We start from the raw sequence: 12,701 nt of genomic DNA, 5'->3' as shown, positions 1-12,701 counted from the left end.
AATGGTGAGTGCAGGGTGTGGTGAGTGCGGTGCTGTCGTGCGGAACGGGGCGCGCCGGTGCACCCCGCGATATCAAGCTGTGGGCGAATATCCAGATCTGATGGTGTCGGTGAGCCGGGCGAGGAGGCGGTCCCAGTCGGCCCGCGCTGCGGGGTCGGGGCGTCCGGCCGATTCTTCGAGCCAGCGCTTGGCGATGACGACGACGCCGTTCATCAGCGAACCGACGAGGACTTCGGTGTCGAGCGTGTCCGCCTGCGGGTAGCGCCTCGCGACCTCACGCAGGAGGCGATCGGCGGCGCGGGCGAATGTCACGTCGGTGAGCGCGCGCCCTCGGGCATCGTCGGCATCCTCGACGCCGAGGACTTTCACGACAGAGGCGATCACCGTGGGCAGATCGACGTGCTGCAGCATCTCAGCGAGCTCGGCGAACATGGACGCTCGACTGCCGTCACCGACCGGGCTGGCGGCGACCGCGGCGATGAATTCGTCGATGATCACCTCGAGTTCCTCGGCGGAGAGGGCCAGGAGTACTTCGTCGACGGAGGCGAAATGGTTGAAGACGGTGCGCCTGGCCACATCGGCTCGCTCGGCGAGCTCGTCCACGTTGAAGCGGGGACCGCCGCGCTCCTGCACGAGATCATGGGCTGCGGCCAGGATCGCCGATCGATGGCGCTCTTTGAGAGCGGCCCGTCGATCGGGTGCCGTGGACATGATCACGTCGCTCACACTAAGTGCAACGATGCACTCAGTGCATGTATTGACATCGAACTACCAGCAAAGATGCATCTTCGTCTCAGCCCCACGGTTCGCGTGCTCGGGGCGAGCGTCTCCTCGAACACTTTGGCTTCGCCGTCGGTCGTGGGGACGATGATAGGAACGCGCCGACGAAGGCCGGCTGAATCCGAGACAGGGGAGGTGCCCATGGCGAGCCCTCGAGTACTCACGCTGGACGATGCCCGTCGCATCGCGGTGCGATCCCAGTTGCTCGATGCCGAACGTCCGGGCGATGTCATCGAGGTCGCGGAGCAGCTTGGCGCTGTCAAGATCGATCCGACCCGGGTCATCGCGGCGTGCGAGCACACCGTGCTGTGGTCGCGGATCGGTTACGCCTATGAGCCCGGTCAGCTGAAGGATGCTGTCGAACGGGATCACCTGCTTTTCGAGTTCGACGGGGCATTCCGCCCGGTCAGCCTGCTGCCGCTGATGCTGCCCGCGATGCGGCAATGGCCACGCCGCGAGAGCACCCGGCAGTGGCTCGACGCGAACTCGCGCTTCCGGTCGGAGGTTCTGGCGCGGCTCCGGTCCGATGGTCCGCTTCTCGCGAGCGACATCCCCGACACCGCCGACGTGACTCGACCACCCGATGGATGGTTCGGATCCAATCAGGTGCCGATCATGCTGGACTTCCTCAGCCGACAGGGTGAGGTCGCCATCGTCGGCCGCGAGGGCAGGCATCGCCGCTGGGACCTCGCCGAGCGCGTCTACCCCAGTGATCTGCCCGAACTGGACAGGGAGCACGCGGACCGGCAGTGGGACGAGAGACGGCTCCAGGCCGCCGGAATCGCCCGGCAGAAGTCGCCCTGGACTCCGGTCGGAATGGCCGGCGAGCCGGTGCGGATCGAGGGACTGCGTTCGCCCTGGCGGGTGGACCCGGCGGCACTCGCGACGCTCGACGAAGACGCCGGCGGTCGCGTCGCCTTCCTCAACCCCTACGACGGCTTGCTCTTCGATCGTCCGCGGCTTCGTGAGATCTTCGAGTTCGAGTACGTGCTCGAGCAGTTCAAGCCGAAGCCCCAGCGCAAGTACGGACTGTTTGCCCACCCCATCCTCATGGGCGATCGCTTCGTCGGCATGCTCGAGGCCGAGGTCGACCGATCCGAGAGCGTGCTTCGGATCGCCGCGGTACACGAATTCCTGCCCTTCGACCCGGAGGAGGACGCGATGGTGCGAGAGGAGATCTCCGAGCTGGCGCGATGGCTGGGCGTCGAGGTCGCCGAGGGCAAGCGCTAGAGCGCGCCCTCGACTCCCCGCAGCGGGTCAGGGTTGCAGTGAGTCAGGGATTGGGCATTCCCCCGTCGACGTGCAGCGTCTCGCCCACGACGAAACTCGATTCCGGTGAGGCGAGGAACACGTAAGCCGGGGCCAACTCTGCGGGCTGCCCCCAACGGCCGAGCGCCGTCTCTTCGCCCGTGGTCGGCAGCGCCGAGGGCGGCTGGCCGCCGGCGGTCTGCAGCGGAGTCCAGATCGGGCCGGGCGCCACCACGTTCACGCGGATGCCCTCTGGAGCGAGTTGCTGAGCCAGTGCCTTGGAGAAGGTGTTGATCGCGGCCTTGGTCGAGGCATAGTCGACCAGAAGCGGCGACGGCGTGTAGCCCTGGATCGATGAGGTGTTGATGATCGTCGATCCGGGCGCGAGGTGCGGGAGGGCGGCCTTGGTGATCCAGAACATCGCGAAGACGTTGGTCTCGTATGTCTCCGCGAACTGCTCATCGCTGATGTCGAGCAGGTGCTCGGCGAACTGCTGCTTGCCGGCATTGTTGACGAGGATGTCCAGCCCTCCGAGTTGCTCGACGGCCTGCGCGACGAGGTCGCGGCAACGCGCGGCATCCGTGATGTCTCCGGGAAGGGCGACCGCCTTCCGCCCGGCTGCTTCGATCAGTCGGATGGTGCGGTCGGCATCTTCCTGCTCCGAAGCGAGGTAGGAGATCGCGACATCCGCTCCCTCCCTGGCGAAGGCGATAGCGACCGCGGCGCCGATGCCGGAGTCCCCACCGGTAATGAGGGCCTTGCGGCCGGTGAGCCGGCCGCTGCCGACGTAGCTGTCTTCGCCGACATCCGGGGCCGAGCTCTGGGCGTGCTCCACGCCCGGACCGTCCTGGTGCTGCTCTGGTGGGGTGATGTCGGGGTAGCGGGTGACGGGGTTGCCGAAGGTGTACTGGGTGATTGCCATGCCGAGCACGGTACGCGCGGAAATTGTCGGGGTCAGGGGCTTGAATTTGCGCGAAGGTGCTGGGTAACACTCCGACTCAAACCGTAAGGCGCGGTAACAACGGCCTGCGGCCCCCGAGAGGGGTCGAAGCTGGGGGTGACCCGATCCGGTCGACACCCCGAAGTGAGGAACCCGATGAGCGTGACCGACGACCTGCTGAAGAACAACGAAGCCTATGCCGCGCAGTTCTCCGGCCCATTGCCGCTGCCGCCGAGCAAGCACATCGCTGTCGTCGCCTGCATGGATGCGCGCATCGACGTCTACCGGGTACTCGGGCTGGCGGAGGGCGAGTCGCACGTGATCCGCAACGCCGGCGGGGTGATCACCGAGGACGAGATCCGCTCGCTGGCGATCAGCCAGAGGCTGCTCGGCACGAGGGAGATCATCCTGATCCATCACACGGACTGCGGAATGCTGACCTTCACCGACGACGCCTTCAAGCAGTCGATCCAGGACGACACGGGACTGCGGCCCGCGTGGGCAGCCGAGTCCTTCCCGGATGAGGCCGCAGACGTGAAGCAGTCGATCGCCCGAATCGCGGCGAGCCCGTTCATCCCGTTCCGGGACTCGGTGCGTGGCTTCGTCTTCGACGTCGCCACCGGCAAGTTGAACGAGGTCGCCGCCTGAGACCCTGGGGCAGCTGATCAGGCGGGGGTCGAGCGACGGTAGGTGGTGACCTGCACCCCGGATGCCAGAGCTCGGGTGTCCACACGGGAGAGGCTCACCCGGGGAAATCCCTCGGGAAACAACCTCTTGCCGGTACCCAACACCATCGGGTAGACCGCGAGCCGGTATTCGTCGATCAGGTCGTGCTCGGCCAGTGTGTGGATCAGCCGGGTGCTGCCCCAGACGCGGATTTCGCCACCGGGCTCCTCGCGAAGCGCGCGCACCGCAGCCGGGACATCCGCGCCGAGAAGGTGCGAGTTCTGCCAACCGAGCTCGCTGAGCGTGCGGGAGGCGACGTATTTGGGAACGCGGTTGTACCTTCTGTTGAGCTCCCCCTTCAATCCAGCGTCGTTCTCGTCCCAGACGCCCCAGGAGGAGGCCCAGATCTCGTAGGTCTTGCGTCCGAGCAGCAGCGCCTCGGTTGCGCTCTCCCAGGAGCGGATGATCTCCGTCATCTCGCCAGCCACGTCGTGCTCGTCATACTCCGATGTCCACCCGCCGTGCTCGAAGCCACCCTCGCGATCCTCCTCCGGGCCCCCGCCGGACTGGACGACGCCGTCCAGGGTGATGAATGCCTGCACGACGATGGTGCTCATCTCAGTACTCCTCGGCCGGTTCGGGCCACTGACATCCTCGGTCAGCGGGTGAACCGAGTCGACATCCGAATCCGCACCGTGTCAAGGAGCGCCGGGAGCGCTGACCACATCCGGCGCGCAGTGAATGACGCTCTTGAGGTTGATATATACCCCATGGGGGTATATATTTCGATGATGTCCCCCTCTCATGACCAGCCGACACAACACGTGCTCGAAAGCGACCACCACGGAGCGCCCGCGCACCATGATTCGGCGGACGGGATGAGCCACGCCGGGCATGGCGACCACGTCGGTCAGTTTCGACGTCTGTTCTGGATCATGCTCGTCATCGCCGTTCCCGTGGTGGCATTCAGCCAGATGTTCGCCAGAATCCTGGGTTACCCGCTCCCCGACACCCTCTTGGTGGCATCGATCTCGCCCGTGCTCGGAACCGTGCTCTACGCGTGGGGCGGGCGTCCGTTCCTCACCGGAGCCGTGTCAGAGCTGAAAGCACGCAAGCCCGGATTGATGCTCCTCATCGCGCTGGCGATCACCGTCGCGTTCGTCGCATCGTGGGCCGCGAGTCTCGGCCTCATCGATCGTCAGTTGGATTTCTGGTGGGAGCTCGCCCTCCTCATCGTGATCATGCTTCTCGGCCACTGGATCGAAATGCGATCCCTCGCCCAGTCATCCACCGCTCTGGAGTCGCTTGCGGCACTGCTGCCGGATGAGGCGGAACGCATCGACGGCGAGACTGTGGCGGTGATCTCCCCCGCCGACCTGGAGGTCGGCGATCTCGTCATCGTGCGTCCCGGCGGCCGCGTCCCGGCGGACGGGGAAATCACCGAAGGCACAGCGGATGTCGATGAATCGATGATCACCGGCGAATCCCGGGCGGTCACACGCGGGCCGGGCGCCCAGGTCGTTGCGGGAACGGTGGCCACCGACAACGCCCTCCGGGTGCGGATCTCCGCGGTGGGGGGCGACACGGCACTCGCCGGCATCCAGCGGCTCGTCTCAGAGGCGCAGAACTCGTCGTCACGAGCCCAACGGTTGGCCGACGTCGCCGCCGGCTGGTTGTTCTGGTTCGCACTGGGATCCGGCGTGATCACCGCCATCGTGTGGACCGCCCTCGGAGCGCCACAGGACGCGGTCATCCGTACGATCACCGTGCTCGTGATCGCCTGTCCGCACGCTCTCGGCCTGGCAATCCCCCTCGTCGTCTCCATCGCCACGGAACGAGCCGCGAAGGGTGGCGTCCTGGTCAAAGACCGCCTGGCGCTGGAGAACATGCGCACTGTCGACTCCGTGCTCTTCGACAAGACCGGAACCCTGACCAAGGGTGAGCCGAGCGTCACCAGGGTGGCCGTCACGGCGCCGACTTCGGAGCAGGATGTGCTCTCACTCGCGGCGGCCGTCGAGGCAGACAGCGAGCATCCGCTGGCCACGGCCATCGTGGATGCCGCGAAAGCGCGCGGTCTCTCGATCCTGAAGGCGACCGACTTCCAGGCGTCGACGGCTATCGGGGTCACGGGGGTCGTGAACGGCAGCGAGGTCAGCGTCGGCGGACCGGGCATGCTCGCCTCCCACACCGCCGATCCGCTCCCCGAGACGCTCGCGTGGGAACGCGAGGGAGCCATCATCCTTCACGTGCTCCGGGACTCGAAAGTGATCGGGGCCCTCGGGCTTGCCGATGAGGTGCGACCGGAATCCCGTCACGCCGTCGATGCCCTCCGCGCACTCGGGATACAGGTGGTGATGATCACCGGGGATGCCCAGGCCGTCGCCCAGTCCGTGGCGGATGACCTCGGCATCGATCGGGTATTCGCCGGGGTGCACCCGGAGGACAAGGCAGCAAAGGTCACCGAATTGCAGCGCGAGGGCCGCAAGGTCGCCATGGTCGGGGACGGCGTGAATGACGCGCCCGCGCTCGCCCAGGCGGATGTCGGCATCGCCATCGGGGCGGGCACCGACGTGGCCATCGCCTCCGCCGGCGTGATCCTCGCCAGTGATGACCCCCGATCGGTACTCTCGGTTATCGAGTTGTCTCGCAAGACCTACCGGAAGATGAAGCAGAACCTCTGGTGGGCCGCCGGCTACAACCTGATCGCGGTGCCGCTCGCCGCGGGAGTGCTTGCGCCCATCGGTTTCGTTCTCCCGATGGAGGTCGGCGCATTGCTGATGTCTGCCTCCACGGTCGTCGTGGCGCTGAATGCCCAGTTGCTCCGTCGACTCGACCTCCGTCCCGGGGCAAGCGTCGCGAGTCTTCTTCCGCAGAACGCCTCCCCCTCACCGGCCTGACCGTCTAGCGAATCGCCGGACTTGCCGCACTCGGGGCTTCGCCCTTGCGCGCGCGAGTCGCCACGAAGCGGAAGCCGTGTTGGTCGATACGAACGTAGTCGAAATCGACTTCATCGCCCGCTACGAGGTAGCGGTACCCCTCGCTCTCGATAACGGAGAAGTGGACGAAGGCGTCTTGGTCGTCGGGTAGCTCTGGCGACGAGATAGCTCCCCAGCCTTCCTCCGCAGAGAAGAACTTCACCGTGCCAGTAGCCACGACTCGATCGTCCCCCGGAGCTGGGTCGATCGCAATAGTGTCAGCGCGACCGGATTGCCGTAGCCGGAGCGCCCGGTAGGACGGGGTGCGAGAATGCTGGAATGCTTTCCCCGCAGTCATTGAGCGAAGCTGATCGACGCCTCGTCGCTCTGTGGGCAGCAGACTGTGCTGAGCGTGTCCTGGTCTTGTTCGAGACCGAGGCCCCCACAGACGATCGACCCCGTGATGCCATCGATCGAACTCGCGCGTTCGCTCGGGGTGAGCTCGATGCTGTCGGTGAAATTCGTCGGCGCTTCGTCGCTGGTCGGGCCGCGAACGGCGTGGACTCCCCTGCTGCAGCGGCAGCCGCGCGGTCTGCGGGACAAGCGGCGGGTGTCGCTCACATGGGCGCTCACGCTCTCGGCGCAGCCGCCTACGCCGCGAAAGCAGCCGGGCTGGCCGCTCCGGACCGACCGATGGCTCTCTCCGACGAGATCGCTTGGCAGCTCGACCACATGGACGCTCGGGTCAGGGCAGCACTTCAGCAGCTGCCGTCAGTCGGAGAGGACTCCGCGGGCCCGCTCGGTTCGGGCTTGTTGTCGTCGGGCGTGCTCGGGTCGAGCATCCGGACGCTTCAGGCCGCGATTGGAGCCGTCTCGCCCGTTCTTCCGTGACGTCCCTGCCGGAGAACCGGGCCCGGCATGATTCGAGCGACAGGTCGATACAGCGACCGCTCTGTTGATCCGAACCGAGAGTGCAATCGTGGAGCTCGGTGGATTCGGCCACATAGTCTCGGGCGCATGAAGCTAAGTAGCGGGAGCGGGACTTGAACCCGCGACACCACGATTATGAGCCGTGTGCTCTAACCACCTGAGCTACCCCGCCGGGACGTAACCAGACAAACGGGTTACGAGAGCCCCCTGTGGGAATCGGACCCACTACCTCTTCCTTACCAAGGAAGTGCTCTACCAATGAGCTAAGGGGGCGAAAGCAGCACACGAATTTCCGCGCGCCATTTTGGCACCGTTAGAGAATAGCACCCGCCGCGGGGCCCGCCGCGCCGTTACTCGAGGGCGAGGATCACGCCGGGCTCGAAGAAGTCGGGAAGCGTGATGCCCGGCAACTCGAATGCGCCAAAGGCCGGCCCGGATCCGCTCAGCCTGAGGCCCTCAGCGGTATGCACAGCACCGATCCGGCCGAAGAGCGTCACCGGAAGGCCGGCCACCGCGTGCGCCGGAAGGGTCACGTCGAAACCATCCCGGGCCGCGACGACGAGCACGCTCTCCTCGGCAGACTCCCGCACGAAGACGAGCACCTCGCTGCCGGCATGCATCCAGCGGATGCCGCCACCGTTCAATGCCGGATGCGAGGTCCGAAGGTGGATCAGGCGCGAATAGAGGGAGATGGTGTCGGCAGCCGCCGCCTCGGTTCCCCAGGGCATCGGAGTACGGGAGTGCTCGCCATCCGTTCCGGTGAGTCCGAACTCGTCGCCGGCGAAGACGACGGGGATGCCCGGCAGCGTCACCGACAAACCGAACGCGACAGGCACGGTGCCCGGGCGCGCGTGGGTGAGGAATCGCGGGGTGTCGTGGGTGTCGAGAGCGTTCATGTTATGGAGCCTCACGCGCCACGGGAACGCTGCGGTGAAGCGGATGTGCGCCGCATGCACTTCGATCCCGCTGTAGCTGGGGATCGTGCCGAGCGCCATGCCGATGCCGCCGGGCGCGAGGCTCCCGGGCTCGGAGAGCCAGCCCCACACCGGCCGGGTGAAGTTGGCGTACGTCATCGCCCCGTGCCAGGCGTCCCCGGGAAAGTCGCTCGCTGCGTCGTTGGTCGACTCCCCGAGCAGGATCGTGTCCGTCTTCGTGGCGACCATCGTGCGTCGGATCGTGCGGCGCACCTCCTGGTTGAGGTCCTGGTCGAGATAGCGTCCGGTCATGTTGGAGACGTCGATGCGCCAGCCGTCGAGGTTGTACGGTTCGCCGAGCCACTTCGCGACGACAGACTCGGGGCCGTCGATGAAGCGACGGCGCAGTTCGGCCGAGTTCCAGTTGAACTTGGGGAGGCTCGGAACTCCGAGCCACGATACGTAGCGCTCCTGCTGCTCGTCGAGCCAGTAGTAGAACTCGCTCTCCGCGGCCCCGGGAGTGAGGTGGGAGGCCCGGAACCACTCGTGGGCGTCCCCGCTGTGGTTGGAGGTGAGGTCCCCGATCACCCTCAGTCCGCGCCCATGCGCCGCTTCGATGAGGGCGACGAGCGCCTCGTCTCCGCCGAGCAAAGGATCCACCTCGGCGAAGGACAGCGCGTCGTAACGGTGGTTGGACTGCGCCGGGAACACGGGAGTCAGGTAGATGAGATTGACCCCGAGAGCCACCAGATGGTCGAGATGCTCGGCGATGCCCGCGAGATCGCCGCCGTAGAACTGGCGAGGGGTGTCCGCGCCGACGTAGACCACGTCATCCGTCCACTCCGCCGGTTCGGCCCAGTCGGGCAGTGCGCGAGTGGATGCCGCCGCAGACCGGGCGAATCGGTCGGGGAAGATCTGGTACATCACCGTCGACGAGGCCCACTCGGGCGCAGCCGGATAGGTCACCAGCCGGAAGTCCTCCGAATCGAGGGTCTCGATCGTGTGGACACCGGTGGCATTCACCCAGGCCGAACCACCATCCGCCAGGGAGAGCAGCCAGCGATAGCCGTGCACCGGGTTCTCGATCTCGATCTCGGCCTCCCACCACTCCCACCCGTCGACATCCGCGACGGGCGACGCGACGGCGAAGCGCGGCTCGTGGTCGGGATTGGAGCGGGTATGCACGGCGATGACTGGCCCGAATTCTTCGGGGATGCGGATGCGCACGCGCACGTGGTCGCCGAGCTGGGGTGCGGAATCGGAGACATACAGGGGAGAACCGTCGTGGTGCGGCTCGTTGACGATGCCCATGGTGCCCCCTCGATGGCCTGCGGGGCTGAATTGCCCGCCGATGCTGGTCTCGAAGGTACCGTAGCGCCGTTACGGCCCGATTACGACGGAGGTTCGGTCATCCGTTCGCGATCGAGACCAGCCCGAGGATGCCAACGGCGTAGACGACGACCACGGCGAGAGAGTCGACACCCATGCCGAGGATCCGTCGGGACGGTCGAAAGATCAGACCGACGATGTAGATCAGGGTAAGCAGTATCGCGAGGGACGTGAGGTAGATGTCGCTGGGGTTGGCGTGGGACAAAACCGACCTGCCGGAGATGATCGTCGCGACGAGGAAGAGAACAGGCAAGAAGGCGTTCCCCCCGAAAATGTCGCTCATCGCCAGGTTGTCGTCGCCCTGCTTCACGGCCTGGAGCCCTGTGGAGATCTCGGGCAGAGATGTCGCCAGCGCCAGGAAGGTCGCTCCGAAGAGCACCCCCGACAGGCCGATCTGCGACGACGCGGCATCGCCGGCCCGCTCGAGCACCACTCCCGCGACGAGGGTGGCGACGGCGGAGATCGCGAACACGATGGCGGCTTTCGTCACACTCATCTTCTTGTCCGGCGTGTGACGCCGATGTCCACGCGGATGCGGAGACGAGTCCGGAGCCGACCCGTCCTCGTGCCAGGGAAGGTGCGAGCCGGAGCGCTGCACCAGCGCCAGACCGACGATCCACAGGGCGGCGATGGCGACCACGTCCGGCGTGATCCGGGCGAACACGAGCCCAGAGGGGAGCTGGCTGCCCGCCACGACGACAGACAGAACTGCGACGACGACGACCGCCTCGAGCACCAGTGTCAGGGAGGCGGCCCGGTAGGTCAGCGGGCGCACGCCCTTTCCCCGCCGTCCGAAGAGATCGAGGATCGCGAGAACAACCGTTTGGATCGCGATGCCGCCCAGGATGTTTCCCGTCGCGATCTCGATATTCCCCGACAGAGCCGCGCTGACCGTGATGGCGATCTCTGGGAGGTTGGTGGCGACCGCGAGAACGATCAGCCCGCCGAGGGCACTGCCGAGATGCAGCCTCTTGTCCAGCACATCCGTCGTTTTGGACAGTTGGATGCCCGCCACCCAGATGACGGCGGCACCCGCGACGAAGATCAGCACGAGCAGCCAAAGGGGCAAAGAGTTCACGCCTGCAGACAGTACCCTCACCGGCACTCCTGCGGGCGGCCGACTGCTCCGCGATTTCGGGCGACAGGCGATGCAATAGGGTTTTCGGATGAGCCTCGACATTCGGCAGGGTTTTTCTGCGCCCGCAACCGAGACCACCACACTTTCCAGCGCCTCCGGAAACGAATGGTGGCGCTCCGCCGTCATCTACCAGATCTACCCGCGGTCCTTCGCCGACGGCATGGGCGACGACGGCCTCGGCGACCTCATCGGCATCACCGAACGACTTCCCGCGTTGGTGGAACTCGGGGTGGACGCCGTCTGGCTCTCGCCGTTCTACACCTCGCCGCAGAAGGACGCCGGATACGACGTCGCCGACTACTGCGACGTCGATCCGATCTTCGGCACCCTGGCCGACTTCGATGCACTCGAGAAGCGCGTGCACGAGCTCGGCCTCAAACTCATCGTTGACCTCGTGCCCAACCACTCCTCGGATCAGCACGCCTGGTTCCAGGAGGCCCTCGCCGCACCGGAGGGAAGCCCCGAGCGCGACCGCTACATGTTCCGTGAGGGTAAAGGCCTCAACGGCGAACTGCCGCCGAACAACTGGGATTCCGTGTTCGGCGGGTCCGCCTGGAGCCGCCTCACCAATCCCGACGGAACGCCCGGCCAGTGGTACCTCCACATCTTCGACTCCTCGCAGCCCGACCTCAACTGGCAGAACCCCTGGGTGCGGGAGCAGTTCCGCGACATCCTGCGCTTCTGGCTCGACCGCGGCGTCGACGGCTTCCGGGTGGATGTGGCGCACGGCCTGATCAAGGCCGCGGGCTTGCCCGACTACACGGCTCCGGCCGACGGCGGCAGCATGGGCGGCAGCGGCACCCTGGGTCTCGAGCCGCAGATCGACGCGAATCTCGACGACGACAATACCCCGCCCTACTGGGCGCAGGACGGCGTGCACGAGATCTACCGGGACTGGCACTCCGTGCTCGAGGAGTACGAGGGCGATCGTGTGCTCTGCGCCGAAGCGTGGGTGGAGCCGCTCGCCAAGCTCGCACGCTGGGTGCGGCCCGACGAGATGCAGCAGGCCTTCAACTTCTCCTACCTCGAGACTCCGTGGAGCGGCCCGACGATGCGGGCGATCATCAACGCCTCTCTTGTCGCTTTCACCGGCGTCGGCGCTCCGAGCACCTGGGTGATGTCGAACCACGACGTGGTGCGCCACGCCTCACGCCTCGCCATGACCGCCGAGAACCCGCAGGGCCACGGCATCGGCCCGCGTTCGCCCGGCCGGCCGGTGCGCTCCCTCGGACTTCGACGCGCACGCGCGGCGACGACCCTCATGCTCGCCTTGCCCGGAAGCGCCTACCTCTACCAGGGTGAGGAGCTCGGGTTGCCCGAGGTCATCGACCTGCCCGACGAAGCGCGCCAGGATCCCACCTGGTTCCGAACCGACGGCGAACGCTACGGCCGGGATGGATGCCGCGTGCCGATCCCCTGGGAGGCGGACGCGCCATCGTACGGCTTCGGCCCCAGCGGCAAGAGCTGGCTTCCGCAACCGGCGGACTGGGCCCCCTACGCCCGAGACTCTCAGCGGGGCGTCTCCGGCTCGACTCTCGAGCTCTACCGCAGTCTTCTCGCCGGGCGGTCCATTGCAGACCTCGGACTCGGCCACGTCGAATGGCTCACGGGCTACCCGGATGCCGTCGTCGCGTTTCGAAACGGCTCTGTCACCGTGATCGCCAACACCGGCACCGAGCCGGTGGAGCTGCCCGCCGGGGAGATCATCGTGGCCTCGGAAGAGCTCGATGGGCGATCGCTGCCGGGTGACACCGCGGTCTGGCTGCGCGCTTAGGTCTCGA

11 protein-coding genes and 2 tRNA genes are annotated in these 12,701 nt (G+C 66.5%); 5 read left to right on the top strand and 8 right to left on the bottom strand.

The features are described 5' to 3' along the window. Positions 1-72: 72 nt before the first annotated feature. Positions 73-711, bottom strand: a complete 639-nt coding sequence (locus tag F1C58_RS01560; protein WP_255461400.1) for a TetR/AcrR family transcriptional regulator — start codon at positions 709-711, stop codon at positions 73-75. A 210-nt stretch (positions 712-921) separates the two neighbouring features. Between F1C58_RS01560 and F1C58_RS01555 the strand changes: the two genes are divergently transcribed. Further along, the gene (locus tag F1C58_RS01555) at positions 922-2,010 is read left to right on the top strand and encodes a DNA glycosylase AlkZ-like family protein (protein ID WP_185202293.1); all 1,089 of its coding nucleotides are present in this window, start codon (positions 922-924) and stop codon (positions 2,008-2,010) included. A gap of 43 nt (positions 2,011-2,053) precedes the next feature. Here the strand turns inward: F1C58_RS01555 and F1C58_RS01550 are convergent, their stop codons facing one another. After that, positions 2,054-2,950, bottom strand: coding sequence for a glucose 1-dehydrogenase (locus F1C58_RS01550; protein ID WP_185202292.1), 897 nt, complete (start codon positions 2,948-2,950; stop codon positions 2,054-2,056). Between the two features lie 174 nt (positions 2,951-3,124). On the opposite strand from F1C58_RS01550, the gene F1C58_RS01545 reads away from it, so the two are divergent. After that, on the top strand, positions 3,125-3,616 hold the full coding sequence (locus F1C58_RS01545) for a carbonic anhydrase (RefSeq protein WP_185202291.1): 492 nt from the start codon (positions 3,125-3,127) through the stop codon (positions 3,614-3,616). A 17-nt stretch (positions 3,617-3,633) separates the two neighbouring features. Here the strand turns inward: F1C58_RS01545 and F1C58_RS01540 are convergent, their stop codons facing one another. Further along, positions 3,634-4,251 carry a dihydrofolate reductase family protein gene (locus F1C58_RS01540; RefSeq protein WP_185202290.1) on the bottom strand — a complete coding sequence of 206 codons (618 nt, stop codon included), beginning with the start codon at positions 4,249-4,251 and terminating at the stop codon, positions 3,634-3,636. Positions 4,252-4,425: 174 nt separating this feature from the next. Here F1C58_RS01540 and F1C58_RS01535 point away from each other — a divergent pair, with 174 nt between their 5' ends. Continuing rightward, on the top strand, positions 4,426-6,531 hold the full coding sequence (locus tag F1C58_RS01535; protein ID WP_370543678.1) for a heavy metal translocating P-type ATPase: 2,106 nt from the start codon (positions 4,426-4,428) through the stop codon (positions 6,529-6,531). A 4-nt stretch (positions 6,532-6,535) separates the two neighbouring features. On the opposite strand, the gene F1C58_RS01530 is transcribed toward F1C58_RS01535, so the two are convergent. Further along, a complete protein-coding gene (locus F1C58_RS01530; RefSeq protein WP_219732013.1) occupies positions 6,536-6,787 on the bottom strand; it encodes a cold-shock protein in 252 nt (83 codons plus the stop codon). 101 nt (positions 6,788-6,888) lie between these two features. Between F1C58_RS01530 and F1C58_RS01525 the strand changes: the two genes are divergently transcribed. Beyond that, positions 6,889-7,440, top strand: a complete 552-nt coding sequence (locus F1C58_RS01525; RefSeq protein ID WP_185202287.1) for a putative immunity protein — start codon at positions 6,889-6,891, stop codon at positions 7,438-7,440. A gap of 137 nt (positions 7,441-7,577) precedes the next feature. Here the strand turns inward: F1C58_RS01525 and F1C58_RS01520 are convergent. The 4 genes from F1C58_RS01520 to F1C58_RS01505 all read right to left on the bottom strand — a co-directional run bounded on the left by F1C58_RS01520 (position 7,578) and on the right by F1C58_RS01505 (position 10,860). Then, positions 7,578-7,651: transfer RNA gene (locus F1C58_RS01520), tRNA-Met, on the bottom strand. A 29-nt stretch (positions 7,652-7,680) separates the two neighbouring features. Continuing rightward, positions 7,681-7,752, bottom strand: a tRNA-Thr gene (locus tag F1C58_RS01515). 77 nt (positions 7,753-7,829) lie between these two features. Next, positions 7,830-9,704: a glycoside hydrolase family 13 protein gene (locus tag F1C58_RS01510; RefSeq protein WP_185202286.1), complete on the bottom strand. Its 1,875-nt coding sequence runs from the start codon at positions 9,702-9,704 to the stop codon at positions 7,830-7,832. Between the two features lie 97 nt (positions 9,705-9,801). Then, on the bottom strand, positions 9,802-10,860 hold the full coding sequence (locus F1C58_RS01505) for a sodium:calcium antiporter (RefSeq protein ID WP_185202285.1): 1,059 nt from the start codon (positions 10,858-10,860) through the stop codon (positions 9,802-9,804). A gap of 88 nt (positions 10,861-10,948) precedes the next feature. Here F1C58_RS01505 and F1C58_RS01500 point away from each other — a divergent pair, with 88 nt between their 5' ends. Next, positions 10,949-12,694: a glycoside hydrolase family 13 protein gene (locus F1C58_RS01500; protein WP_185202284.1), complete on the top strand. Its 1,746-nt coding sequence runs from the start codon at positions 10,949-10,951 to the stop codon at positions 12,692-12,694. The last annotated feature ends 7 nt before the right edge of the window (positions 12,695-12,701 follow it).

Origin of the sequence: Glaciihabitans sp. INWT7 (genome assembly GCF_014217685.1) — a bacterium.
In the GTDB taxonomy this organism is placed as follows: Bacteria; Actinomycetota; Actinomycetes; order Actinomycetales; family Microbacteriaceae; genus Lacisediminihabitans.
This window is presented reverse-complemented; position numbering and strand designations above follow the sequence as displayed.

Excerpts from the sequence above, each read along its gene's own strand:
- F1C58_RS01560 (WP_255461400.1), bottom strand. The coding sequence starts at position 711 with ATGTCCACGGCACCCGATCGACGGGCCGCTCTCAAAGAGCGCCATCGA.
- F1C58_RS01555 (WP_185202293.1), top strand. The coding sequence starts at position 922 with ATGGCGAGCCCTCGAGTACTCACGCTGGACGATGCCCGTCGCATCGCG.
- F1C58_RS01550 (WP_185202292.1), bottom strand. The coding sequence starts at position 2,950 with ATGGCAATCACCCAGTACACCTTCGGCAACCCCGTCACCCGCTACCCC.
- F1C58_RS01545 (WP_185202291.1), top strand. The coding sequence starts at position 3,125 with ATGAGCGTGACCGACGACCTGCTGAAGAACAACGAAGCCTATGCCGCG.
- F1C58_RS01540 (WP_185202290.1), bottom strand. The coding sequence starts at position 4,251 with ATGAGCACCATCGTCGTGCAGGCATTCATCACCCTGGACGGCGTCGTC.
- F1C58_RS01535 (WP_370543678.1), top strand. The coding sequence starts at position 4,426 with ATGTCCCCCTCTCATGACCAGCCGACACAACACGTGCTCGAAAGCGAC.
- F1C58_RS01525 (WP_185202287.1), top strand. The coding sequence starts at position 6,889 with ATGCTTTCCCCGCAGTCATTGAGCGAAGCTGATCGACGCCTCGTCGCT.
- F1C58_RS01510 (WP_185202286.1), bottom strand. The coding sequence starts at position 9,704 with ATGGGCATCGTCAACGAGCCGCACCACGACGGTTCTCCCCTGTATGTC.
- F1C58_RS01500 (WP_185202284.1), top strand. The coding sequence starts at position 10,949 with ATGAGCCTCGACATTCGGCAGGGTTTTTCTGCGCCCGCAACCGAGACC.